Source organism: Variovorax sp. J22R115, assembly GCF_030317005.1.
In the GTDB taxonomy this organism is placed as follows: Bacteria; Pseudomonadota; Gammaproteobacteria; order Burkholderiales; family Burkholderiaceae_C; genus Variovorax.
This window is the reverse complement of sequence record NZ_JASZYM010000020.1, coordinates 23,123-48,579: the sequence shown is the minus strand read 5'-3', so window position 1 is coordinate 48,579 and position 25,457 is coordinate 23,123. Positions and strand designations below refer to the sequence as shown.

Here is a 25,457-nt window from a genome sequence, read left to right as displayed (position 1 = left end):
GAGGCCGGTGCGGAAGAGTCTCCTGTGAAGTATCAGGAGACCGGCTTGTCCTGCCCTGCTTCGTAGAGGGCCACGACATAGGAACTCTGTTTGAGCGAAATGGTCGGCCCGCGCTTGTCCTGCTCGCCATCGATGAGCCAGCCGCAGTGCGTGAGTTCGCCAAAGCTGGCAGGCACGCTGAGTTCGACGGGTGCATCGGTGCGCTTGAACACGCCCACGTACTGGCCGAGCCCTCCGGCATGACCCGCGAGGTCCGCCTTGTTGGTCGAAAGCGGAATCATCTTCGGCACGTTGGCGCTCACGCATGCGATCCACTGGTCATCGGGCGCGTTGGTACCCTCGGTGGTGACGAGCAGTTCGACCTCTTCGAGCGCGATCCGCGCTTCGGGCGGCGTCACCGTCACGTTCAGCACGAAGTCGGAAAACACACCCGGACGGAAGTCGGACAGCTTGACCAGATTGGATGTGTTCGGGTCCTTGTCACTGTCACCCGCCAACAGTTGCGCCAGCAGGCTTTCCTGCGTGGGCGGGCTCGGCGGCCAGAGGGCCGCGCCCTCGAGCACGCCAACCCCGTCGTCGACACGCCAACCCGCCTTGCCGCTCTTTCCGCCGAAGGTCTCGAAGCTCACCGCCGACGAGCGATCGCCACCGCCTTCCGGCTCGAAGGCGTAGATTCGGCCGTCGGCGCGTACCAGCGACTTGCCTTGCCGCGTGAACCTGAAGTTCACTGAGTCCGGCATGTGCCCGCCGGGCTGGTGTGGCCGGCACCGGACCTTGGTGACCCTGATGTCGGCGATGCGCTGGCGCTCCTTGTTGAGAATGAGCTGGCGAAGGCGAACCAGATCAAAGGCTGTGACGGCGGGCTCGCGCCGCGCCATCTTGTCGTTCAGCTCTTGCAACTGCGCCGTGCGCAGCGTGATACCGGACGTCGATTCCCGGGAGGTGCCGCCGGCCTCCAGTTGGCGCAGCAACTGCTTGCCCATGTCGCGCAGCGGCTTCTCGTACACGACACGCAGCAGGTTGAACTCGTCCGGCGTGAGCTTGCCATCGCGGTTGGGCGCAGGCTCGGCGAGCAGTTTCTTGAGTTCTTCGCGTCGCTTCTCGCCGTCCGTTTCGTCGACGAAGGTGTACTTGAAATCGCTGGGCTCGAGCACATTGCGCATGTCATCGAACAGCTTCTGCGCATCGTGATAAGGGGTGTTCCAAGGCGCAACGCGCTGGTACTCGTAGGCTTTGACGACGTAGTAGAGAAACTGCTGCAAGTCGCGGTGAGCGTCCTGGCCCAGTGCCTGGGCATAGACGGCAACCTGCGGCGCGAGTGCCTCGTGGGCATGGGCGATCTGCATGCTCAGTTCATGCACCGTCACCAGGTTGGTCGAGATCTCGTTCTTCTGTTCGGTGAGGTCGGTCTGCAGTCGCGACAGCTTGGCCGTGATCTCAGCCTTCTTCACGTTCAGGTAGGCGAGCTGGCTGGTGATGGCCTGGAACTCGGGGTCTTCGACTTTCAGCTTCGCCAGCGCCTTGTCCCACTCGGTGTTGAGCTGCGCTTTGGGCACGCTGAGCCGATCGATCGACTTTCGGATGCTCTCGATGCCGCCGACGACACCCTGCATTTTCTTGATGCCGTCCTTGATCGACTTCTGGCTGGCCGCCTTCTTCTTCGTGAGTTCTTCCTTCTGGGTGGCAAGCTTCTTTTCCTTGGCCTTGATGGCGCCATCCTGCTTGTCCATCAACTTCTTCTTGTCGTTGTATTCCCCAGACTCCTTGTTCAGCTTGGCCTTCTGATCCTTCTCGAATTGCTGGAAATCCGCCGTCAGTCCGGCGGCTTCCTTGACCAGCTTTTCCTTGTCGTCCGTTCGGCCGTACAGGAGCGCTTCCTTCGCCATCTCGTAGATTGCGGTTTCCTTCTCCATCATCTCCTTGTGGGCCGCCATCTTTTCGTCATGTGCATCGGTGAGCGCCTGGTTCTCCTTCTTGGTCTCGCTCGCGGTTTCCTGCAAGGCCTTGATGTCCTTGCCGCTGCGTTCGATGGCGGTTTCAAGGTTCTTGTTGGCAAGGGCGGCGAGGGAGTCGGCGTTGTCCTTCGAGAAGGTCTCCAGATCCTTGTTGAGGGCCGTGAAGGCGGTGTCCTCTTTGTCGATCAGGTTGCCGGCGGTGTCGAAGATCATGCCCAGACCGGCGGTGGCCGCCTGGTAAGGCTCGGGCAACGGGATGGCCTTGATCACTGCACCGAGGATCTTGAAGGTTTCGGCGAGGATGCGCATGCCCTCCTCGCTGGCGAACAGCCGGTCTTCTCTCTGCTCGAGCTTGCGCTTGACTTCGTTCAGTCGAACATGAGTCTTTTCCATGTCGCCGAGCAGTTCCTTCAGCTGCCCCATCAACGGGGCGATGCTCGCGCGCGTGTCGGTCAGCTTCTTTCGGGTTTCCTCGGTCTGGTCGGTGAGCACGCGGCTGAAGTTCTCGAGCGTCGATTGGCGGTCGGCTTTGGTCTTCCATGCCCGCTGCAGGCAGTAGGCGGTGTACAGCTCCGCCATCGAGGGCCGGATGATTTTCAGGTACGCGTCCACATTGCTTTCGAGGGAGAGCATCGGCACCCAGCCGGGCGGGTTGCCGAAGTCGTCCACGTTGCGCAGCGCCTGCCCGGCAAGGTCGACGGCGTGACGTGTCAACTGCGACAGGGAAACGGCAGTGGCGTCCTTGTCGGAGTCGATGACGGCGTCCGGGTCTTGCAGGTAGGGCACCAGATACTCCCGTGCCTGTGCGGGATTGGCGCTGGCGAGTGCGTCGCGAGCGACCTGCACGGCGACGCCGAGGTTGAGCGCCGTTCGCCACGAGTCCTGCGCGGCCTCGGCCGCGAGCAGCTCACAGGCGCCGTTTCCGCCCTGGGGTTCGAAGGCTTCGGGCCCCGGCGCGCTGTCCGGCCCTTTCACGGCCTTCTTGATCTCGCGCTTCGACGTCAGGACGCGGATGCCGCCTTCTAGTTCGTCCTCGAAGAAGAGCCAGCACGCGGCGGTCGGCAAGCCACCAGCACCGCCTTTGGACGGGCCGCGCGCCTTGGCCGAATCGCCGCCGCTCACATCGGCGTAGGCGAACACCTCGCCCAGCGTGCTGCGCACCGTGCCGCCCGTGCCGCCCATGCCGGGGCGCCCCGGCAGATTGCCGGCACCGCCCATGCCGGGCTCGGACTTCTCGCCCTTGGTGGCGATGACCTTGCCGCCGATCTTGAGTTCGACGTAGACGATCTTGTCGTCCTTGAAGGTGTCCCACAAGGGCGTTGACACAGTGCCTGTGTCGACCTTGCGGTTGGTGTAGGTGAACAGCTCCGCCCAGTCGGCCTCGACGATCGTTGGCAGGTATCTCACTGTCGACGAAGGTGTGAAGCCACCGTCGTCGGGCTCCTGACCCGTGCCACCACGCGCGCGGAGGTGGCGCGCCTTGGCCTCCGTGGTGCCGAAGCGACCGATATGCAGCGTGATGCTGCCGCCGGTGGCGCCGTTCTTTCCATCGATCTCCAGCGGCTCGCGGCGGCCGCTGTCGGCGGGCGTGGTGTCGATGAACGCATCAGGCCCTTCGAAGTACAGGGCGCGGCAGTAAATCGTCACGTCGGTCTGCGGGAAGCGCAGGCCGCTCTTGATCACCAGCGTGTCCGCGTGAATGTTCAGTTCCTGGATGTCCGTCTTGCCGGCGTAGGTCTTCACGAACTGGCTGCGGTCCAGGTCGTCGTCGAGAACGATATCGGCGCCGGTGAGCGTGACGCTGCGCAGGGGCTGCTCCACGCCGTTGAGCTCGCCGAGCCCGAGGGGCTGTGCGCCGTGGCGAATGTAGCGCGGGTGCTCTGCCTCGGGTGCGGGCGCCGTGGCCTTCACCAGTTCGTAGGGAATGGCCGCCGTCTTCGATGCCTCGATGCGTTCGAGTTCATCGGCCTTGCGCTTGCGCTCGAAGGCCGGGGTGCCGCGAAACAGCAAACGGCCGTAATCGACGGCCCACGTCTTTGCGCCTGACGTGCCGGTGGCCAGCAGCCGTGTGCTCGCGCGCCCGAGCTCTTGCCACTCCGCGGTGTAAGCGGCCTTCGCAGGCACCAACCCAGCGCAGCGGACGATGTGCCGCAGCATGCTCGACGCAACGTCCGGCTGAGTCGCCATCAGCACCGCGGCCATCTGGAAGGTCGATGCAGCCACGCGCCACGCGGGCGACGGTGACTCCGCCCATTCGTTCGGCAGAGTGGGACGCTCTTCGAGCGCGGGCGTGCCCTCCGAGGCGTGCAGCCACACGCCCGCTGCGTCCGCCCTGGCGGCGATGGGCATCTTGCGCGGAACGGTCTTGTCGACGACCGGCATGGCGGTGAGCGCGCCCGTGATCTCGCCGGCGTAGAGCAGCAGGCTGGCCGTCTTGCTCTTTCGATAGTCCAGGACCACCGTCGCGTTGCCGTCGATCTCGATGCGGCGCGCCGCGATGATGAGCGCGCGGCCTTCCAGCGTCACCGCCAGTCCCTTGGGCACGCGAACGACGTCGGCATAGAGCGCCATCACGCGTGGCTTGACCGGCGCTTCGTCGAGTTTGCCGATGAGATCTGCGTCGAGGTCGATCACAAGGTCCCTGATCGTCCATTGCGTGGCGGACCGCGTCTCTGCGCGGACGTCGCGGATGTCCGCGCGGCGTCCCCTGTCGAGCATCTCCCGCCATGCGGAGGACGTTCGGGCCCGGTCGAAAAGGGCCTGCAAATCGGCAGAGGCATTGCCCGCCAGGGGTGCTGCGGCCGTCTCCATGAACTCAGCCCTCCTTTCCGGGATCCACCTCGATGTAGGCATTCGCGCGATACGCCTCGGCCTTGACCGCCAACTCCGACCACTGCTCCAGCGCGATGTCGATGCCGATCTTCTTGATCTCCATGATGGCGTCGTCGATGTTTTCAGTGATGAGCTCGACAAGGCTTTCGAGGTCGGTATGGATGGCGTGCCACACGCCCTGGATCTTCTGGATGACGGGCAGCGCGGCCTGGATGTCGCGCTGGATGTTGGCGAGGCTGTCGCGTGCAACGCTCAGCATGCAGGTGAGCGACAGGGAGAGCAATTCGTCCTCCTTTGCCTTTTTCAGATCCTTGCGAAGCTCTTCGAGCCGCGCCTTGGCCTTGACCGCCTTGTCGCCGTAGATGCCTGCAACGATGATCGCGGCGATGAGGCCGATCGGTGGCACGATGATCCACGCGTAAGACGGCGTTGCACAGGCCACGGCCTTGTCGTACTCGTACTCCGTGATCGCCGCTTCAATAAGGTCGCGCGTGTCGCTCAGGTCTTTCGCCAGCTTCTTGCCCCACTCGCTGTTGGCGCCGAACTTCTTCTGGTATGTCGTGTTCAGGTCGCCGATCAGGACGGCGTCGGTCGCTGTCTGGAGCGAGAACTCCTGGATGTCGGCATAGACCTTCTTGGCCTTGCCGGCGCGATCCGCGGCGGCCTGTGAGAGGAGCTTGATCGCCCCGCTGAGGCCGCGTTTGGCTGCCTCATCCTTGGGGTCCTTCAGCAGCGCGTTGATGGGCTCCTTGAGCGCGTTGTAGTAGCCCTTTGCCATCGAGTTGTACTTCACGATGTCGCCTGCCAGGCTGACCGTGGCCGGGAACGTTGTCGTCTTCCATTTGGTAACGTGCGGAACGACGGTCTTGTATCCCTCGAGCAGGGGCTTGAACTCGTCGATCTTCATGGAGTCGGGCATCTGCAGCGCCGTCCGCATGAGGGGCTCGGTGGCTGGCAGGGCCATGGCATTCGTGACGTAGCGTTGCACGCGCAGCCACTCCGCCGTGCTCAGCAGGAAAGGGGAACCCTTGACGGCGGCAAGTTCGCCGGGACTGAGAAGCTTTTCGTCCATTGCTCTGCTCCTGGTGCTGGGACCGCCGCACCACGTCGAGATGACGCGGCATCGAGGCGGTCGCTTGTCAGATTCGTGCGCCGATCCAGCCGATGCGCCCTTCCATGGGAAAGTTGCACTCGCCCTCGAAGGTGTCGGCGGTGAACCGGATGTCGGCGGTCTCGGGCTTGTCCTGACGCGTTGCATCGGTCTGCCATCCCCAATGCACGCGGCGGCCCTCGAAGATGGGCGACTTCACCGGCACGCCGTTCACGGCGACGCCGAGCAAGTCGATGGTCAGGACATGGTTCTCATCGAAGGTCTTGTTGCCGTATCGCGTCTGCGTTCGGAAGTTGCCAAAGGGCGTCGGGTCCGGCGCCGCGGCCACTTCGGCGTGCTTGAGGTAGTCGGCGGCATGGTTGGCCACGTCGCGCCAGCCATCGGCCACGATTTGCAGTTCGATCTTGAGCTGCGCCGCGAACTCGGTGGCGTCGCCTGTGGCTTCGAGCCGTTCGAACAAGAACGCAAGATCGCTGTTGATGGCGTCCCATATGCCTTTGGTGTGCTGGAGCACGGGCAGCACGCGGCCGAAAGAGCCGCCCATGTTGGCCGACCCTTGCGTGGCGCGCATGAGGATGGCGATCTGGTGTTCCTGCTTCGACAGGTTCTTCGTGATCTCGGCGATGCGGCCGACGTCCTTGTCGATGGCTTCCTTCTCGACCACGGCCGCCCGGCCATAGGTGCCCGCGACGGCTCCGCCGGCGATCCAGCCGAAGAAGGGAATCCATCCATAGGTGACGGTAGTCGACGCCACGGTCACGTAGTGGTGATACTTCTCCTGGCGCCCCGGCAGGTTCTTCGTGAGGTCTTCGAGTTCCGTGCGCAGGAGCTTGGTTTCGGACGACGCGTTCTCGGCGCGCGACAGGTACGCCCTGTGCAATAGGTTGACCTGGCCTCGCAGTTGCGCGCATCCGTTCTCGATTTGCACCACGTGGCCGTAGACCACGTCGACGCGCTTTTGCGCGGCACCGGCGGCTGCCGTCAGCGTGCGGAACAGGGCCGTGAGTTGGTCGCGGTTCGTCGCGCGCGGCGTCTCGTCGGCAATGCGCTGCCCGTAGTTGCGGATGTCGCCAGCGACGGCGCGCAGCGCCGGAAAGGCCGTCTCACGCCACATCCTCGCGAGCCGCTCGGCCTCTTCAGCAGGACCGAGAAGTTCGCCACCGATGTTCCTCATCGTGAGTGCAATGCGATCGAGGTTGGCCATGCCGACCTGCAGATCGATCCACTCCGAAAGGCTCAGCACAAAGGGTGACGAAGGCATGACCTCGGCCGCGTGCTCGGGGCCTGCCATCATGGCGATCTCCCCGACCCCGCCCGCGGCGCCCATCGTCATGGTGTTCGACGTCTCGAACACATGCGCTGGCATGACGTGCAGCGCGTCGATGAAGCGCGGCCGCAATGCACTCGCGAACTTCATCTTCAGTGCATCGGGATCCTTTGCAGGCATCGATGCGTTGCCGGAACCATTCGTCATGTTGCGCGCCCTCAAGTGAGCTTGCCAAATAACGTCGGCCGCTTCCGCCACCGTGCGTGATGACGGTTTCGGAGACGTGCAGGCTTGTCGTGAAACGACGGGGAACCACCTCGAACCCGTCTTGTTTTTCTTGCTTGATCGGGAAGAGAGCGCGGAGTGTGGCAGAACGTTTGATGAGCGTCGAGAGACTTTTTGGAAAATTTTTTCTTGCAAAATTAACTAATACAAAGGGCCTCAGCTCCTCGCCGAATGGTGGATTGACGCGCTCGAAAAGTTAAGGCATTTGATGCAAGCACACTCGTGTGCTCATCGTCATCACGAGCTATGAATTCATGTGAATTAGTGCGAGCATTCGCGCTCGTTCTGCATGTCTCTCAACGCATTTGTTCTCAAGGAACGAGGTAACTGCCATGGCCTGGAATATCGGCAAGTCAATCCTGGGGACTGGCGACATGAGTGTCGACGTCGAGCGCGAAGCCGATGTCATCTTTACCGCGGCCTTCGTCGGCGCAACGCTCTTCCAGAACGACCGAGAGGGCGGCCGCGCATGGCGTGTCGACATGGAGCCCAACTCAGACATCGACAAGAACCTTGACGCGCGCACTGCGGACGATCGTGCGTCCATGCAGGGGCTCAACGACGCGTGCTCGAAGGTCAATCAACTCGTGCGAACGCAGCTGGCAAAGGATGAAGGAGGCGTGGTGTGGGGGCTGACGCCGACCTTCGACAGGGGCGGCATGATCCAGGCAGGAGGAGGTGCCCGGAGCGAGTACGCCAAGGTGAATCCGGCGTACGCCAAGACGGCCTTCAGCTACCTCACTGCCGCGCAACGCGCGGCGAAGGATGGGCAGCGTGCGGATGAGATGTACATCGGACGAGGCGCTTACTGCGGGCTGGTCGTGGACGACGAAGGCAATGCCGTCACCGCCATGAGCACCATCCGCACTACGCTCAATGAAAACACGCCCGACATCGGCGAGCGCTGGCGGCCACCGGCCGATGCCGATGTGCGCGCCGCCCAGTATCCACGTGACAAGGACAGCGCGACGTGGGGCCTGATCGGCGGCGTGGCATTGCAGACCATCCTGGCGCAGCAGGGCATGCGCTTCTATCCGCAGTCAGGAGGCGTGCCTGTGCCACCTGACGGGGACACCGACATCGTGGGCTACACCCACGGAATGATCCGCTGCATCTACGAGACCGTGAGGATCGGTCAGGGAACGGCATTCGAGATGTCCATTGGCGTCGACACTTTCAAGCTTGCTTCGTGCATGTCGTGCAGTTCGTTCATGATGGCCAATGGCGTGGATGCATCGTCGACGCATCTGGGCCGAGGCGAATCATGGTCACCCTACTACAGCAGTGAGTCGCACAACCCCTCGTACCACGTCGACAAGATGAGCATCGACGACGCGATCAGGCATTGCAATTCCAGATACTCGGCGTTCATGCATCAATGCCTTAGGAACGGCGTGGCCGCCATGACGAATCAGCCATCGTGGGTCAGCGAGAAGCACGGCGCGGCGCTTGCGAGGCTCGACCTCATGTTGGTGCAGAAGTCGACAGCACAGAACTCCGTGGCACGCGACCTCTTTCTGGACGCGATGACGTACCACAAGAGCGACTTGCAGCGGCTCAACGGCGCGCTGGTCTATGGAAGCGCAGCGCGTCCGTCGTGCGATGCGCGCTACGACTGGTCCCAGAACAGAAGCACCGGCCATGACACCAAGGGCACGTGGGAGACGTGGGTGAATCCGCACAGCGACGAAGAGGTCAGGGCGCTGCACACTTCGCCCGATCCATTGGTCAAGCCGTAAGGCCGCCCGAACGAAATCATCCAGTGCGTCGCCGCGTCAATACACGCCTCGTGAAGTGCCTGACTCCATCCAATCTGTGCTGAAAGAGAAGGGCGCGATCTTGTCATCGCCTCGGGCAGACGTTCGGCTACGAGCGGCCACGGAACGCGGCCGCTACCAGCGTGCTGGCTGCATCCAGCACGAACCAGGTCAGCAGAAAGCCGCCGGTCTCCAGCAGGAAGCTGTGCCATTTGTAGAACATCTCCGCGATGACCAATGCGGCAAGCAACGTTGGGGCCTGACGAAGCAGCAGTTCCTTGAGCGGAAGGCGGGTAATCAGTGTGTACATGTCGGTGCTTTCTAGGCGCGGAATCGGACGTAGCGCGGCTCAATGTTGCGGCGGTCCGTCCCGCCCCGCAGCGTGTAGCCGGAGGCCACCCACTGCGCGCTGGCGGGTTGATGCGGCACGCAGGAGACGTAGTCGCCCCAGGCCCCGCTGGGCGGGCTGTGCGTGCTGGTGGCCGACACGGCGGTGCTCCAGTTGTTGGCGGCCGACAGCGTGCCCACCACATGCCATGGATGCCTGGTGCCGCCGCCATAGAACGCGCTCAGGCCCACGACCCCCTGCGCATTGCTCGCCGCGGCTGGGTATGCCCAAGCGGAGCTCTGGCTCCATAGGTCGGGCTCGGCCACAAGGGCCTTTGTCGTCTCCCGCAGCCGTACGACGCGGATGTAGGGCAAGGGGTGGCTGCCGTCACGGTTGGCCGACCACATGAAGGTCAACACGTCACCGCCCACGCATGCCCCCGTGATGCGCGAGTCGCACCGGCCCAGCCAGTTGGAGCCGCCAGGGCCCGGCGCCGAGTACGCTCCACCCAGCCACGGTCGCACGTTGACATCGGTGGTGGTGACCGTGGCCGCAGAGTCGGCCCATTGCAGCACGCGGATCTGGTTCACACTGTTGTGGCTGGCCATGTACATCGTGCTGGCGGCGCCGCGGCTCAGCCGCAGCGAACCGTTGCTTGTGGTCTGCCACCAGCGGTAGCTCAGCGTGCCCGCCGACGCCAACGTTGTCAGCGGCATGCGGAAGACCACTGCGCGCTGCCAGTCGTTGCCCTTGAACATGTTGAAGGTGATGAACAACTGCTCCGACGTGAACGCCATGTCCGGGTAGTCGAACCAGTTTGCGGTCCACGTGGCGTTCAGGTTGCGCGGGGCGAAGTCCCAGTAGTACCAGTTGCCGAAAGTGGCCTCGCGGGAAACCGACACCCGGAAGATGTTCTCGCCGTTCGCCGCGGAGGAGTACTGCAGCAGCCAGATCCAGATGCGGAACTTCGGGTTGAACAGCACCACCTGATCGCAGCAGAAACCGCCTGCGCTGGCCGGGAAGGATGTGAAGGGATCGACCAGGGTCCAGTTGGCGCCACCGTCGCTAGAGCGGCTCGCGAACCAGTTGCCGGTCATGAACAACTGCCGGTCGTTGGTCGCCGCGGTCGGCTCGTTAATGTTCGACGTGACCTCGCTGGATTGAGGATCCGTTAGCCCTATGTTCTGCAGAATGGTCAGGGCCATGATCACTTCCCTCCCCTGGGCTTCTTGGGATCCGTCGTCGGCGGCAGCACTTCCGTGCGCAGTGCCTCCATCGCGGCCTGCGTGGGTGTGTCGCCAGACAGCGGCGGGCCGGCAGGACGGCGCGGCCCGGCCTTCAGCCGGTCGCGCAAGTCGAGGTCCTCCAGGCTCGGCATGCGGACGGCGGCGCGCTTGGCAGCAGCCTTTGCAGTGCCGGTCTGCACGGGCTTGCCGGCAGACTCGGTTGCTGTCCGCGACGTAGTCGTCGCCTTCTTCCGAGTGGCCATGCATTGCCTCCATGCGCCTGTAAAAGGGCAGCACAGTTATGCGCGTGCGCCCGCCGCGTGTCAAGAGCGGCGGTTCGAACGCGTCCTCAACGAAGATGATGAACCCGGGTTTCGAGGTGGGCGCGGGGAACTGGTCTTTGTGGCGCAGGAAGCAGCTCACCTCCAGCGTGTGTGCCGGCTCCTTGATCCTGGCGCTGACCGACGGAGGTCGTCCGGCCATGCGCCGGGCGTAGCGACGCACCAGCACGTCGTTGAGCTCACTCAGATGTCGATCGATACCGAGACCGGTCCAAGGCGCGGCGCTGTTGGTCGGTCATCCACTTGAAGCCCAGGCATTCACAGGCTTGCTGCCGGTGGTCGAACAGGGTGCACCCGCGGGCGTGCCATGCTCCTGCGCGATGGCGGCGACGGACGCGTCAGGCTCGAGGCTGCGTTCGACCAACTCCACTCCTGCTCAAGCTGGGCGCATCACGGTCGCCAGTGGCGCACATAGTCGCCTCGTTCGGGAAACGTCTCGCCGGAAACGCGCGCCGCGCCCTGACCGAGTAGCGTCAGCGCCAGGTCCTGCCACACGTCGCCGGTCTTGTCGCGCCAGGCGAGATAGAGGAATCGCGCCCGTGGGGGCGGACCCGGCGCGAGAACCGTGCACTGCAGCGTCCGGCTGGTGCGAGGTATTCGCTCCGCAATGATTTCGACATACGCCTTCGGAGGCGGCCGCTCGACGTCGATGCCGAAGATGGCGATCGTCTGTTCGGTGCCCTGGAGGCGCACGACCAATGCTCCGGCTTCGTCCACCCGGATGAGTTCGCACGGCTCGGCGGCATTGACGGGTACATTCATGGCAGCGGCGCACAGCATGGCCATCAGGCGGCGCCTCACGGCGCGATCTCCACCGATCGCTCCGCAAACCCGGCTCTGCCGCGATGCGTGGCGCCCGAGGCACCGATCGAGGTGACGGAGCCGAGCTGCGCGGCTGGCACGCCCTCGCTCAGCAGGAACACCTTCACCGCCTCGGCGCGCGCCCGGCTGAGGGCCAGATTGGCAGCGATCGCGCCGCTGGCATCGGTGCGGCCCGTCAGATTCACCGTGGTCCCCGGGTGCGACGCCAAGAAGAGCGCGATGAGGTGTAGCGTTTCTCGCGCGTCTGCACGCAGGGCACGGCTGTTGGTGTCGAAGTCGACACGCGCGGGCAGCAGCGCCGGCGTCATGGCCGGCGGAATGAAGTTGGCGATGGTGCGCTGCGAACAATCCGTGATGGCCGTCACCCGACCGGGCCCGGGTGCAACGGCGCACGCCGTGGAGCGGCACGCCTTGTAGAACGACAAGGCTGCGGGATTGCCCCGAATGATCAGGTTGACGAACGTGAGAGTCGGGTGGCCGACGTGCGTCACGGCGATGTTGGCTTGAATAACCCGCGCGATGATCTGCTGCGCGGCGGCGTTTTCGTCGAGAAACTCGCCGCAGGGGTCGCTTGCGCCAGGGCCGACAGCATGCGTCAAGGCATCGTCGAGCGCCGCGCCGGTTCCGCCAGCCAGCGCCGCCAGCGCGGCCCGCGTCGGCGGGTTGATGGTTGCCGCGCCACCGAGCGGCGCCGGTCCGGAGCCTGAGGCCGTGCACGCTCCCTGCAGGTCGAATACCGCGTGGATCAGCTCGTGGATGACGGTATCCACCAGCTCACTCGGGTTGCTGACATGCTCGGGCTTGGTGGGATTGATCTCCAGCGTACGAGACGCCCCTGAATAGCCGCCGAAGCGCACCGTGCCGCCGATCGTCAGACCGGGCGTGACGGCAAGCGCCAGCGGGCCGAGGTCCTGCGTCGGCGTGGCGGTGCAAGTGCGCAAGTAGGTCCAAAGTGCGGAGAACTCGACATTGCCGAACAGGGCGTCGATGGCAGCCGCCTGTTCCGGCGTCGTACCGAGCCCGACGCGGAAAGCGGCCTCCGTCAGCGCCAGTGGGCGGGCTCCTCGCCCATCGGCCCGGACGACAGGGGCGACCCGGCCCAATGCGATCGCGGCGGCGGCTTGGTGCGCCTGGTGCTCGGCGGCGTGGTCGTCGTCAGACGGTCGATCATTGTGCGGGGAGGGTTCGCTCTGCCCCTGCTGAATGACATGAGCCAACTCGTGCGCCAGCACCCAGCGACCCACCGTTGTCCATGGCTGGTAGTGACCGGCGGCGAAGTGGATGTGACGGCCGTTGGTGAATGCGACCACTCCCATGCGGCGAGCTCGGATGTCCGCGGGGCCGTCGTGATGGACGCGCACTCCGCCGAAGTCGCTGCGCAAGCGCGGCTCGAAAAATCCGCGCACGTCCTGCGCAAGTGGCAAGCCGGGGGATGCGTGCCGGCCCTGACCTCCCTCGGATGCAGCCGAGACGGCCTTGCCGCCAAAGCAGCCGTCCCGCATCAGGCTTCTCACCGCGCGATTTCCGATCACCTGATGCAACCGAAGGACGGCGCTCGCTTCCGCACGGCTCAAGGCGCACGCCTGGCCGGCCAAGGGGGACTTGGCAGGCACTCTCTGCGATGTCGCTCTTGGCGCTTTCGCGAAAGTTCGCATGCTTTTGACGCCTTCATTGCATCAACTGGATAGGAGGGCCAAAGCAACTGTACGCCCGCCCACGCCGGCCGTCGATCCATCGTTGCCTGGCAAGACACCGAAGACTGAGAATAAGTACCCGAGCACGGAGCCTTGAGCCGGCGTCGGTCCACGCTCGAAGAACGAGGAGTAATGCAAATGCCCACAACACCTACCGAGCAACAGGATCCTGCGTCCGGACCGCAGACAAGCGCCGGAAATACGGCGACCCGAGGACAGATTCTCGCTTTGGGTCTGGGACTTTTGTTCTTGTCATTGCTGCTGGCATACTTTCTGGCATCACTGTGGCCTTCGGACTTCTCCGCGAATACGGCGGGCAGCGATTCGAAGCCGTTCGCTTTCGTGGGGACGACGATGAAGGTCGATGTTTCCGCGGATGTCCGTCTGCTGCTGATCGTGATGATCACTGGCGCGATCGGGACATTTATCCACGCCGCAACATCATTCAGCGACTTCGTTGGAAACGAGAAGCTCAACACGAGCTGGATCTGGTGGTATGTACTGAAGCCCTTTGTGGGCATGTCACTCGCACTCGTCTTCTATCTGGTGATTCGCGCGGGCTTTCTCTCGGCCGGTGCGGAGGCGGGCAAGCTCAACATCTACGGAATCACCGCGCTTTCCGGACTTGCCGGCATGTTCTCCAAGCAGGCAACCGACAAGCTCAGCGAGGTCTTTACCACTTTGTTCAGGACCGCACCGGGAGGCGGGGATGCGAAGCGAAAGGACGATCTCGGCAATCCGGTGCCGACGCTCAGTGGTGTCGAGCCGAGGCATCTCGAGCCGAACACGGCAGGCGTTCAGTTGAATGTCACGGGAGCGAACTTCGTGAAAAGCTCCGTGGTTCGGATCAATGGCGTGGCGCGGGACACCGAGTACCGGGGCGAAACACGGCTGGTTGGAAAGCTCGTCCCTGACGATGTCTCCAAGGAAGGAATGTTGGAGTTGACCGTGTTCAGTCCGAGACCTGGCGGTGGACTTTCCGGACCGATGTTCGTGGAGGTTGCGCCGCTTGCCCGTGCGGGCGCCGTCGATGGCCAATCCGACGGGGCAGGTGGAGGCCGTTAGCCACCATCGTGCACTCGCATGGGCGGCCCAGGCGAGGTTCACTTTAGAAGGACTTTGCCACTGACGTCGCGGACTCGGCTGCGGGTGGCTGAGAGGCGGTCAGTGGTGGTTTCGCGTTGGCAATCGCTGCTCCGAGACTCTCGCCGAGATTGCGCGCCGCAAATCCGGTCGCAAAATAGCGTTCAAGTCCGAACCCGAGGCGTCGGGTTTCGGTATTTGCCTGAAACTGGCCCAAGACGGAGAAGGCATCGAGCGCTGGGGCACCGTCACCGACCTTGTCGGTACCCATGATCGACGTGACATCGCCCTTGGTGTTTCGGGTGGTCGTTGGAATCAACGCAATGCTGCGTTCGTTGTAGCCGAGTACGAACTGCAGGCCCTGTTGCGCCAACGATCCCCCAATATCGATTCCGATGACATCTGTACGGGCGAACAGCAACGGTTCCTGATATCGGCCCTTGTCAACGTCAGATGTGACGGTGGATTCAGCCAAAGCACTCTTTGTCTCCTTGGTATCCGTCAGGTCTTTGCCAGCGTCTGCGAGTGCCTTCTTCTTGGCTTCCTCCTTTCTGGCCGCCTCCCTCGCTGCAGCTTCTCTCTTGGCCGACTCCTTCTTGGCGTCTTCCTCCTTCTTCTCAGATGTGCACTCTCCGGGACTTTGTCGGCAGAAGTAGCCCCTGGTCACCTTCTGGGCGGCCAGTCCAGTGGAAAAGACCTGTCCCAACTGCACGGCAGCGTTCCCCGCAGAATCGATCTCGGACTTTCGGGTGCGGCTCTCGAAGGATGCGAACACCGACATGCCATCTCGGTCTCCATGATCGGTCGGCTGGCCGTTCAGAAACCTGACCCTGTCGTTCCCATCGAGATAGGTGACGGGCACGATTGCGACGCTTTGCGCCTTGTATCCGAGTGCGACCGATCCTCCGCCGGTCGATCCGTCGTTGCCCAGACGCAAGCCGAAGGTCATTGCATCTCCGAACATCAACGGCGGATTGGTGGCGCTGCAGCCCGCCAGCATGAGCGCTGCGCTGCCGATGCAGATGCCGATGGTTTTCCTCATGGCGTCACCTCCGTAAGTGATGTTGACAGCGAAGTGGTCTCGTCTTGAATCAGGCATACACCTGCAACCTGCGCAAGCTCGATTCGAGTGTTCTCGTCGATGGCAGAACCCGGCGCTGCCCAGAACACGGCCCGGCATTCCGGGCCCATCAGTGCCCAACGCTGGCGGGTGTAGCCCACACTCCAGCCCAGCGGGGCATCTATCACACCGACCCCAGTCATCGAGCCAACGATGGACTGCTGGGGATTTGCCATCTCGACTTTCAGCAAGCCGAACTGGCGAATCGTCTGAACTTGGCCAGTACTATCGGCGATGTGGACCGAGATGCATCCAGTAGTTCCGCCCGCGAGGATCGCAAGGAGGCCACTCGACAGAAGCCGCGCAACGATGGCGCGCTGCGGCGAACCTCGCAAAGAGGCGCTTTTGGACCCGTCCGCCGCGCTGGCACGCGATGCATTCATGAAGACCTCGTGTTTCGGTTGCAATGGTCGGCACGACGCGGACGCTGCGCATCCTTGAAAATGATGAGGCCTTGGTCACATGGCCCGTGAGCGCCCAACCTACGGGCAGGAATCCTCTGGCGCTCGAAACGCCGTGCAGGTCGCGTGGTACTTGGCATCCGCAGGGATTGCCTCCATTCGCGACAGCTCAGGTTGCGACCGGCGACGCGACAAGCGTCCTCTAGCATGGTCTGCTGGTCCCAGCTCCGGATCGACACCGACGCGTCGAACTGCAGGATCGCCACTCGTCGACCTGCCACCGTTTCCGCAGATCCCACACTTCGCGTCCACCCCTCGCCTTGCCGCTGACCAGTGCATCGCCGCCCTCGCGAATTGCGTGGTCAGGGGAAGGTGCTCTTCGAGGCCCCGATGAGCAACGTCTTGCCGAGTCCCGAGCGTCCGAGCAGCACCTTCAGCGCCTCGCGCCGCACCGAGCGCGCGAGCTCGTCGGTTTCGCGCTCGCGGCCACGGAAAAGGGCGCGGTCGGCCTCGGTGAAGGAGGCCAGGCCGGGCCACGGGTGCGCCGGCGTCAGCCGCGCGGCGCCCAGGTGACCGTCCGACGCGGAGGCGGTGGGAACTTCCATTTCATTGGCGCCTGGCGCGCGCTGAAATCGTCCGGTACATCTCGCGCACTCGAGCGACAAAGGCGGGTGAGGCCTCGCCATCCTGCAGGACGGTCCACTGCGCCTTGCGAAAGCGGTCGGGCACCACACTGCTGTAGGGCGGTGTGTCGTCGATGACGATGGGCACGAGGAACGGCTCGTCCGGCGCCATGCCGCTGGCCCGGTCGTCGGCGGCATTCCATTCGCGCCAGAAGTAGTCGCGCCTTCGCCCGAGGTCCTGCGTGGCGCGCGAGATCACCGGGATGAAGAGGCTGCTGGCATCGACGCCGCGGCGGATGCGGCGATCCCATTCGGCGCCGGCCTGGAACTGCTCACGGTCGAACCAGACGTCGATGCCGGCCGCGTCCAGCGCCTGCGCGAGGCGGCGCACGGCCGCCGCGTCCTGGCTGGAATAGCTCAGGAACACGGCGCCGTCGGCATCGGCCTGGGGCAGCGGTGCGCCTTCTTCGGCAGTGGGGGCCGGACTGCCTTCGGGGTGCCGCTCAGCCCAGCGCTTGTGCAACTCCGCGCAGAACACCGAAGGATCGAGCGAGACCAGGCGCGTGTTGGGGCTGAAGTCCGCGAGGAAGGCCCCGAGTTCGGCATCGCCCGCTGCCAGTGGGTCGACCAGATACTCCAACGTAACGCGCCGTGACGACAGCGGTGCGTTCTTGGCCGCACGCAAGAAGAAGCGGGCCAGCCAGTCGGGCAGGCGGCAGCCCAGCAGCAGCAGGTGGCTGTCGCGCAGGGCGTCGAACAGCAGCTTGGGCTTGCGCGCATCGTCTTGCAGCGCATGCAGGAACTCCAGCCGGTCCTCGTCACAGATCACCCATTCGGGCGCCGACGACTGACGGCCCAGCAGGTGGAAGACAGTGGGGGCGGCAAGATGTTCGAGCGGCGCCGGCAAGTCGGTGGCGCGGTTGGGCGCGAAAGTCACCACCTCCGTGCGCGGCTCCCCGCCATGGCGGACCATGTCGATGGCGCGCGCCAACATTGCGTCGAACGAGAGCGTCACGAACAGGTTCAGCGAGCGCACGGCCGCAAAGTCGAGCATGGCCTGCGGCGGTTCCACCTGCAGGTCCTTGATAACCTGCGCAATGCGCACATACAGGTCCTCCTTGCGCGACCGCGGCATCAGCAGGTAGCGGCTGATCACATCCACCAGCCGCGTCGCGTGGTCGGCGCCGCCCGCGTCGATGCGCAACTTCGCGGCCAGGCGTGACGCCACCAAGGCGTCGAAGCTGAGCGTTTGTCCATCGCAAGCCACCGGAAGCAGACCGCTGTCGATGATCACGACGACTCGTCGATCGTCGATGTAGTCGAGCAGGTCGTTCCAGAAGAACTCGTCAAACTCTTCGACGGAAACGCCAAGGGGAGAGAGGTTGTCGCTCACCGCGCAAGCATCAGCCTGCTGATTTTTTTTAAGCGCAGCTGGGCCATTTTCTCCGCCTGATTGAGGAAGGGCGGGATCGTCTGAACGCTTCGGCATCACACTTATAAGCGCTATTTTTTCAGTCATTCAACCTGGCCAACCGAGTCGGCGTCCATGAGCGTGTGAACGGATGGGGCGCCCAACGACGAGAGGAGTTACGGTGGACTACGCGCCAAATCGGGCTCTGTTCGTCGGCACTCAGCCGATCAGCTTCAAGCCGGGTGGCAAAGCTTCGCCAAACACGCCGCGCTCTCCGGCTTCGTCGAGCGGAGCGACTTCGCGCACGCGAGCGATCCACGCCGAAGGAGCCCGATGGGCTTCGAGCCGCGAGATGACTCGTTCGCGCGATTCGAGGGGCAGGTCGCGAGCGCGATCACCGCTCAGGCGGGCCAGGTTGGCGACGGCGGGAGCAGCCCCTTCGACGCGTTTCCAGTCCAGCGCAAGCAGTGCGTCGAGCCAGGCGGCGGCGCGGCCAACGGGCACCACGCCGTGCGCACTGCCGTAGAGGGGGCGCGCGCGCCGATGCGGCCGATGGCCCACAGCGTCCAGGTGTCGCGTGCCTGCGCATCGCTTGCGGCGGCCGCCCGCTGCAGGTGCTCGACGAGCCAGTCGCGGATCTCGACCTTGTGTTCGACCGGTATGCGTTCGAGCGAAGCGCCCATGCGCACCATGTCGTCCCGGCCCCTTTGACGAGCCGCGGTGGTCGTTCGTGGATGCCCGCCTCTTCGCCCTGCAGTTTCATCGCGAAATCCTCGAGCAAGCGTTGCTGTGCTGCTTCTTCCACGCCGCCGGCGACGCGGCGCCATAGCGTCCACCATTCCGCGTTGACTTTTCGTCCCAAAGCGCACCGATTTGCAAGACAACTACGACCACCCTTCATGGCGAAGGTCGGCGGCGCAATGCACGAGCTACCGGGCGGGCCATGCGGATCGCCGGGCGGCCATTCGTCGCCGCATTGATCAGGGAAGCATCTGCTGTTGCCCGTGGCGCTCAAAGTAGGCGACCAGGCTCATCAGTTCATTCTCGAACGCCGGCATTCCTGCGACAACGTTCGTCCAGTTGCCGCCCCGGCTGGCACGCTCGACGTTCTCGCATGCGAACGCGAATGCAAGTGCGCCGACCATCTTGCCGGCACCCGCCATGCGGTGGGCGAACTGGGTGCTCTGTGCAGCGTCCTCGGCGGCGACCGCCTGCCGGAGCGCGGTCGAGTCGTCCTGGCAGGTCTGCCGGAAGGCCGCGAGAACCTCGGCCACCATCGACGCGTCGCCCGCGCATTTCGCAGTGAGGAGCGCCTCATCGATCGGACTGGAGGAGGGCGCATCGTTCCGCCTCGCGCCGGCGGATGCCGCGGGCGCCTGCGTTGCACCAGCAAGAGGCAGCCATCGATCGAGCTTTTCACTGAGCTGTGCCAGCTCGACCGGCTTGACGAGGAAATCATCCATGCCGGCGGCCAGGCACGATTCGGCCTCTCCCTGCATCGCGTTCGCCGTGCAGGCGACGATCGGCACACGCTCGCGCCCCGCGTCGGACTCCAGCTCGCGGATGCTGCGCGCCAGGTCGTAGCCGTCCATGTGCGGCATGTGGCAGTCGGTGATGACCAGCCCGAAACGGCCCGACTTCCACATCTCCAGGGCGTTCACGCCGTCGTCCGCGGTCTGGGCCGCGTAGCCGAGGGCGCGCACCTGGCGCATCAGCAGCATGCGGTTGACGGGGTGGTCATCGACCAGCAGCACCAGGGTTCCTTCGGTCTCGGCCTGCGCCGTGCTGGGTGCCAGACGGCGCGCGGCCGTAGCGACCGAGTGCGCACCCGCCGTCTCGTTGTCTCCACCCGGCGGCGGCTCGGCGATGGGCAGCGACAGTTCCAAGGTGATCGTCGTGCCCCTCCCGTGCTCGCTGTCGAGCCGGATCGAGCCACCCATCAACTGCGCCAGTTGCCGGGAGATGACCAGCCCCAGCCCGGTGCCGCTCGGCCGTCGCCGCGCTGCGTCGCCTTCCGCCTGGGTGAACGGCTGGAACAGGCGCTCCTGGTCTTCGGGCGAGATGCCGATACCGGTGTCCTTCACCTCGAAGCGCAGGCGTTCCTGTCCGTCCGCGCGCCCCAGGCATTGCACGTTGATGTCGATCCAGCCCTCGGACGTGAACTTGATCGCGTTGCTGACGAAGTTGTTGAGGATCTGGCGCAGGCGCACCGGATCGACCCGCAGCGCCGGACTGATCCGCGTGTCGACCATGCGCCGCACGATCAGGCCCTTGCTGCTGGCGTTGCCCAGATAAATGCTATGAACTTCTTCGATCAGGCGCTTGATCGAGACGACTTCCGGGCGTACCTCCAGCTTGCCGGCCTCGATCTTCGAGAAGTCGAGGATGTCGTCGATGACGCGCAGCAGCGACCGGCTCGATTCACGAACGAGCCCCAGCGTCTCGCGCTGTTCGGTGTCGAGCTCGGACAGGCTCAGGAGCTCCAGCATGCCCAGCATGCCGTTCATGGGCGTCCTGATCTCGTGGCTCATGGTGGCCAGGAAGGTGCCCTTGGCGCGGTTGGCGGCTTCCACCTCGGCGCTCCGATGCGCCAGGGCCGCGTTCAGTCGTTCGATCTCATGCTCCTTCTTCTTTCTTTCCGTCACGTCTTCCGACATGGTCAGCAGGTAGCGCGGCCGGCCCGTCTCATCGAGGATCGGAATCTTTTTCGCGTGGAGGATCCGCACGCTGCCATCATGGGCATGCAGGGTCTCCTCGGGGATGTCGACCTCGCGGCCCAGCGCCAGGGCCTCCTTGTCCTTGGCCGTGAAGAAATCGGCCTCCTCCTTGGAACTGACGAAGTCGTGAACCGTCTTGCCGAGCAGTTCCTGTTCGCTGCGCCCCGTCAGTTCTTCGAGGGCACGGTTGACGCGCACGAGCTTCAGGTCGACGGCGTCCTTGACCATGAACTGATAGGGGATCTGGTGAATCACCGAGTTCAGGAACGCATTGGCTGTTTCCAGTTCGGCGGTGCGCAGGCGCACGCGCGCTTCGAGCTCGGCGTTCAGGGCACGCAGCTTCTCCTCCGCCTGGCGCAGTGCCGCCCTCTGCCGTTGTTCCTCGAGCGCTCGCCGCACCGAGAAACCCAGCCGTCGCACCCGCTGCTTGAGGACGTAGTCCGTGGCGCCGGCCTTCATGCATTCCACCGCCTCTTCCTCGGTCATCAACCTGTCGGAGATCACGATCAGCACAAGCTCCGGCTGCTGCTGCCGCACGTACTGCAGCATCTCCAGGCCGCCGACCTCGTAGTCGGACAGAACGAGGTCGAAGGCCTGCCGGTGCAGGTTGGCGATGAAGTCTTCCCTGGTTTGCACCCACACGATGTCGCAGGTGAGATCTTCGCCCTGCAGCCTGCCCCGGATCAGCTCCGCGTCGGCCGGGTCGTCCTCGAGATGCAGCACGCGAACGGCGTCGGTCATCTCGGCCCATCCTGCTCATCGCGCAGCGACTCGACGACTTCCTTGAACTCCTCGCGATTGCGTTCGCTCAGCGCGGAGAGGGCCTCGTGCGCCCGCAGGATCCGCCTCTGCATGGTGGCTTCGTCCCCACCCGTTCCCAAGGGGTGGAGCTCGGGCGCATCAGGCAGGTCATCGCGCATCGCGGCGAGTACCTGTTGCATGCTCAGCTCTTCGAACAGGGCGCGCACCGCCGGCCCCACGCCCGTGAGCGACACACCACCCCGCGCGACCAGTTCGTGCACCGTGCCGAGACAAGTGCTGTCCATGTACTCGCAACCGGACAGGTCCAGCACCAGGGGGCGGGCGGCGTCCAGAACGATCAGCGCCGCCTCATGGAAGGCATCGCATTGCATCCAGGAGGCGCGGCCACGCAACGCAAGATAGGCGGCGCCGTCCGCCTCGCCATGGAAGACGACGTTGTCCTCGGGCTGCAAGGCGCCATGGGCATTGGCCGCGGGGACATCGGCACCGTTGTCGAACCACGAGGCGCCCGCATGCGCATCGATGAGCAGGATGGTCACGTCATCCCGATCCGCGACTGCCGGCACTTCGCGGTGAAGATGGGCCATCATTTCCTGCGCGCTGGCGAGCGGCTTGGCGAGCACCTGTTGCAGAAGGTCCAGTTCGCGCTCCGACCCCGAGGGCAGGAGCCCGTCGGTGTAGAGCAGGATGCGGTCACCCGCCAGGAGCTGGAGGCGCTCCTGCTGGAACTGCGCGTCCGGCGCCAGCCCGAGCGCGGGCCCTGTTCGGCGAATCAGACGCGTCTCCCGACCATCGCGCGCGTGCAGCACGGGCGGATGGCCCGCCGACGCCAGAGTGAGGCTCGCATCCGACGAATCCAGCAGACCAAAGACGGCTGTCAGGAAGAGGCCCGGCGCGGCGTGCGCCTCGCAGATCGAGCGGTTCACCGCGGCCAACACCTCCGCCGGCGGCAGCGCGAGGCCCGTCGCCGGGTCCACCAGGACCAGCCGCTGCTTGAACAGCACCGACAGCATCGCCGAGGTGACTCCGTGACCAGTGGCGTCGGCCAGGTAGAAGGCGAGGTGCCGCTCGCCCAGCCGCACCACGTCGTAGAGGTCGCCGCCCACGTGCTGCCCCGGCCGGTAGACCGCCTGGATGCAGTAGCCCTCCATCGGGGGCGGGCTGCGCGGCAGCAGCGCGCGCTGGATCACCTCCGCCCGCTCGAGGTCGCGACGAAGCACTTCGGAAGTCTCTTCGAGCTGGCGGACCTTGCGCTGCAATTCGTGGTGCAGCCGCTCGCGTTCCGCCAGCAATTGCCGTCGTTCGAGCGCGTTGCGCACCGCGACGCCCATCTCTTCCAAGTGTGGCGACTTGGGCAGGAAGTCGAAGGCCCCGAGGCGGATCGCGGTCACGGCCGAATCGAAGGTTTCCAGCCCTGAAAGCACGATCCACATCACGTCCGGGACCGCCTGACGCCCCCAGCGCAGGAGTTCCAGCCCGTCCATGCGAGGCATCATGATGTCCGTCAGCACCAGCGCGATTTCCGGATGCTCGAGCAGGACTTTCTGAGCGGCGAGCCCGTCGGACGCATCCAGGACCGGAGCGCAGCCGAGGTTCTCCAGCGACCGCTTCACCATCAGGCGGGTCACCGGCTCGTCGTCGACCACCAGCGCGACGGGAGAGGCAGGGTCGGGGTTCATCGCGTCTGCCAGCAGCAAGTGCTGTGCGGGAAGGATTCTCCGAGCCGCCGGGACGGTTGGCAAGCTCGAGGACCGCCTCGCGGTAGCCAAGCGACGGCCGCCCAGCCGGCCTGTCCGCAGTCAAGCTCAGGTTGGATGATGAAACGCACCGTGGTCGCGCTAACCAATGTCGACTACATCACTGAAAGAGGCACCGGCCCGATGGCAGCCTTCGCGGCACATGGGCATAGAGAGCATCCATTTCCTCGGGGTGTGCGCTGCTGCACAGTAGGCTTCAGAGATGGAGACGGTGTTTCGTCAGGTCAAGCCGTCCTGCAGCTACGCGCGGTGCTGCGTAGCATCAGCTCGCTCACCTGGCGGCGACTGCTGGTGCGGAGCAATACCAATATCTCCCAACTGCGGTGCAGCCAAGCTCGGCTTCGGGGGCATCGTGTGGGCAAGAAGTCCTGTCGCAGAAGATTTGCTGCAGTGCACACCCCCAACTTCTGGATGCTCTCGCCGATCTGGGGTTGTCGTACTTGTTTTGCAAATCAGTGCGCTTTGGATCGAAAAGTCGTTTTCCGACAGCGGCTTACGCGGATCGATGGTTCTCGATGGGTGCCTACTTCGAAGTCGTTGATTTTGCAGGCTGATTTCGGTCACAAGTCCACCGATTTGCTCGAAAAGTGCACCTTCCCCATTTGGGGGAACATCACGTCCTACGACGCAGGAAGTGCTGGCCGGTTGCTCATCGGTGGTCTATGCTGGGCGCCGAAGCCGGGCAGTCGACGGTGAGGGCTTGTACCCTTCACATTCGATAGACTTGTTGGCTGCTCCATGAACACGACGCCCTTTAACACAATGTTGAGGAAGGAGCATTCATGGCGGAACAGATTAGCGAGGAGACACTCCCCTTAGGTGTCTGGCACAAGCGACTTCCAAAGAAAATCGGCACAGTCACTATTGTTCGAAATTTCTTTGATGACAACGTCCTTACGAAATTCGAGTTTGAAATTGTCGTGATATTTCCAGTGACTTTCATAATAGACATCAGACATCGAGAGTTTTATGAAGGTGCAGAAGTGCCTGAACATAGAGACGCCTTTGAGCCAATTTATGGGTGCTCAGTCAATCTATTGCTACAGCGGGCCAAGGCCGGCGGTGAATTTAGGTGTGAAAAAACGATCTTTAAATCGGATCGTCTGTGCATCTTCAACGGCACCCGGTACTTGCATTCGGTCAGTCGCGTGGAAGAGGGCACCCGCAAATCCCTCATCGGCTCACTGCAGTTTGCTTTTCGCCCGGCGCCAATGGTTCGAAGACGCTTGGCGACGAAGCCGTAAGCCCCTCGACGTCTCGGCTCTGGTGCAGAATTTGAATGTGGCCGCGTGACTAGCCGTGATTGCGTCGCAGCGCCGCCTGGATCGTGATGCAGCAGCGTCTTTGGCACGACCGCAAAGCGATCGAGCGGGCGGCCGCTCGCGCGAAGAAACACAAACTGCACCGCGACGCCGCGTCGCCGGTCCGGCCGGAATCGCTCGCTGATGGCTCGGGCGTCAGCCGGGGCGAGTGAAAGAGCCGCGCAACGTCGAACTCGGAGAGTGTCCGGGGCAGGTGATCGGTTTGGACACGCGGCCCTCTGGCGGTTCTTTCCGGGCGCCGATATGGCCAGCAGCGCCGAGCCGAAATTCTGCCCGGTGCCCTGGGAGCAAATCGCCACAAAATGCACGAAAACCGAGATCTCCCCTATCCAGGCACTGCCGAGCAGCAACAGGCCCTACCGTCCAAGCGCCGCCGCACGTTGAGTTAAAGCGACGCTGCATGCAGACCGCTTCAACTTCACCGAAAAAAAGCTTTCAATCGACGCCGGGGGGCCTCGCTGGGTCCGTGCATGCACCAGAGCCCGGCTGCCGACCATCAGCGTCAAGCCGATGGCGACATTCCAGAATGCCGACCACCGTCCAGGGCAATGTGACCGCGAAGGCCAGCATCAAGCCCGTCGCGTCGACCCTTTCGACGAACAGCGTCGCAGCCATCAACCAGACAAGGCCGAGCACCGTGGCT

18 protein-coding genes and 1 pseudogene are annotated in these 25,457 nt (G+C 64.0%); 4 read left to right on the top strand and 15 right to left on the bottom strand.

Annotation, left to right across the window (positions count from 1 at the left end; translation table 11 throughout):
- Window positions 1–32: 32 nt before the first annotated feature.
- The 3 genes from QTI04_RS28820 to QTI04_RS28810 all read right to left on the bottom strand — a co-directional run bounded on the left by QTI04_RS28820 (window position 33) and on the right by QTI04_RS28810 (window position 7,372).
- Complete coding sequence (locus tag QTI04_RS28820) at window positions 33–4,766, bottom strand: hypothetical protein (protein WP_286618633.1); 4,734 nt, start codon at window positions 4,764–4,766, stop codon at window positions 33–35.
- 4 nt (window positions 4,767–4,770) lie between these two features.
- Window positions 4,771–5,859, bottom strand: a complete 1,089-nt coding sequence (locus QTI04_RS28815) for an alpha-xenorhabdolysin family binary toxin subunit A (RefSeq protein WP_286618632.1) — start codon at window positions 5,857–5,859, stop codon at window positions 4,771–4,773.
- A 67-nt stretch (window positions 5,860–5,926) separates the two neighbouring features.
- Entirely contained in the window at window positions 5,927–7,372 is a 1,446-nt protein-coding gene (locus QTI04_RS28810; protein WP_286618630.1) for a hypothetical protein, read from the bottom strand.
- A gap of 410 nt (window positions 7,373–7,782) precedes the next feature.
- On the opposite strand from QTI04_RS28810, the gene QTI04_RS28805 reads away from it, so the two are divergent.
- Entirely contained in the window at window positions 7,783–9,189 is a 1,407-nt protein-coding gene (locus QTI04_RS28805; protein ID WP_286618629.1) for a hypothetical protein, read from the top strand.
- Between the two features lie 127 nt (window positions 9,190–9,316).
- On the opposite strand, the gene QTI04_RS28800 is transcribed toward QTI04_RS28805, so the two are convergent.
- The 5 genes from QTI04_RS28800 to QTI04_RS28780 all read right to left on the bottom strand — a co-directional run bounded on the left by QTI04_RS28800 (window position 9,317) and on the right by QTI04_RS28780 (window position 13,426).
- Window positions 9,317–9,517 carry a hypothetical protein gene (locus QTI04_RS28800; RefSeq protein WP_286618628.1) on the bottom strand — a complete coding sequence of 67 codons (201 nt, stop codon included), beginning with the start codon at window positions 9,515–9,517 and terminating at the stop codon, window positions 9,317–9,319.
- 11 nt (window positions 9,518–9,528) lie between these two features.
- Window positions 9,529–10,740 carry a hypothetical protein gene (locus QTI04_RS28795; RefSeq protein WP_286618627.1) on the bottom strand — a complete coding sequence of 404 codons (1,212 nt, stop codon included), beginning with the start codon at window positions 10,738–10,740 and terminating at the stop codon, window positions 9,529–9,531.
- 2 nt (window positions 10,741–10,742) lie between these two features.
- Window positions 10,743–11,024 (bottom strand): hypothetical protein, encoded by a 282-nt coding sequence (locus QTI04_RS28790; protein ID WP_286618626.1) that lies wholly within the window; start codon window positions 11,022–11,024, stop codon window positions 10,743–10,745.
- Window positions 11,025–11,492: 468 nt separating this feature from the next.
- Window positions 11,493–11,903 carry a hypothetical protein gene (locus QTI04_RS28785; protein ID WP_286618625.1) on the bottom strand — a complete coding sequence of 137 codons (411 nt, stop codon included), beginning with the start codon at window positions 11,901–11,903 and terminating at the stop codon, window positions 11,493–11,495.
- Window positions 11,900–13,426, bottom strand: a complete 1,527-nt coding sequence (locus tag QTI04_RS28780) for a DUF4157 domain-containing protein (protein WP_286618680.1) — start codon at window positions 13,424–13,426, stop codon at window positions 11,900–11,902. The genes QTI04_RS28785 and QTI04_RS28780 overlap by 4 nt, the downstream gene beginning before the upstream one ends.
- 330 nt (window positions 13,427–13,756) lie before the next feature.
- Between QTI04_RS28780 and QTI04_RS28775 the strand changes: the two genes are divergently transcribed.
- Window positions 13,757–14,683 carry a hypothetical protein gene (locus tag QTI04_RS28775; RefSeq protein WP_286618624.1) on the top strand — a complete coding sequence of 309 codons (927 nt, stop codon included), beginning with the start codon at window positions 13,757–13,759 and terminating at the stop codon, window positions 14,681–14,683.
- Between the two features lie 43 nt (window positions 14,684–14,726).
- On the opposite strand, the gene QTI04_RS28770 is transcribed toward QTI04_RS28775, so the two are convergent.
- The 7 genes and pseudogenes from QTI04_RS28770 to QTI04_RS28740 all read right to left on the bottom strand — a co-directional run bounded on the left by QTI04_RS28770 (window position 14,727) and on the right by QTI04_RS28740 (window position 23,414).
- Window positions 14,727–15,743, bottom strand: coding sequence for a hypothetical protein (locus QTI04_RS28770; protein ID WP_286618623.1), 1,017 nt, complete (start codon window positions 15,741–15,743; stop codon window positions 14,727–14,729).
- Complete coding sequence (locus QTI04_RS28765) at window positions 15,740–16,204, bottom strand: hypothetical protein (protein WP_286618622.1); 465 nt, start codon at window positions 16,202–16,204, stop codon at window positions 15,740–15,742. The genes QTI04_RS28770 and QTI04_RS28765 overlap by 4 nt, the downstream gene beginning before the upstream one ends.
- 380 nt (window positions 16,205–16,584) lie before the next feature.
- A complete protein-coding gene (locus tag QTI04_RS28760; RefSeq protein WP_286618621.1) occupies window positions 16,585–16,827 on the bottom strand; it encodes a hypothetical protein in 243 nt (80 codons plus the stop codon).
- Between the two features lies 1 nt (window position 16,828).
- Window positions 16,829–18,238 carry a toll/interleukin-1 receptor domain-containing protein gene (locus QTI04_RS28755; RefSeq protein ID WP_286618620.1) on the bottom strand — a complete coding sequence of 470 codons (1,410 nt, stop codon included), beginning with the start codon at window positions 18,236–18,238 and terminating at the stop codon, window positions 16,829–16,831.
- A gap of 237 nt (window positions 18,239–18,475) precedes the next feature.
- Window positions 18,476–19,157: pseudogene (locus tag QTI04_RS34365) on the bottom strand (hypothetical protein).
- 79 nt (window positions 19,158–19,236) lie between these two features.
- Window positions 19,237–21,714, bottom strand: a complete 2,478-nt coding sequence (locus QTI04_RS28745) for a response regulator (RefSeq protein WP_286618617.1) — start codon at window positions 21,712–21,714, stop codon at window positions 19,237–19,239.
- On the bottom strand, window positions 21,711–23,414 hold the full coding sequence (locus tag QTI04_RS28740) for a SpoIIE family protein phosphatase (RefSeq protein WP_286618616.1): 1,704 nt from the start codon (window positions 23,412–23,414) through the stop codon (window positions 21,711–21,713). The genes QTI04_RS28745 and QTI04_RS28740 overlap by 4 nt, the downstream gene beginning before the upstream one ends.
- Before the next feature lie 860 nt (window positions 23,415–24,274).
- Between QTI04_RS28740 and QTI04_RS28735 the strand changes: the two genes are divergently transcribed.
- The gene (locus QTI04_RS28735) at window positions 24,275–24,736 is read left to right on the top strand and encodes a hypothetical protein (protein ID WP_286618615.1); all 462 of its coding nucleotides are present in this window, start codon (window positions 24,275–24,277) and stop codon (window positions 24,734–24,736) included.
- 86 nt (window positions 24,737–24,822) lie between these two features.
- Complete coding sequence (locus QTI04_RS28730) at window positions 24,823–24,966, top strand: hypothetical protein (protein WP_286618614.1); 144 nt, start codon at window positions 24,823–24,825, stop codon at window positions 24,964–24,966.
- The last annotated feature ends 491 nt before the right edge of the window (window positions 24,967–25,457 follow it).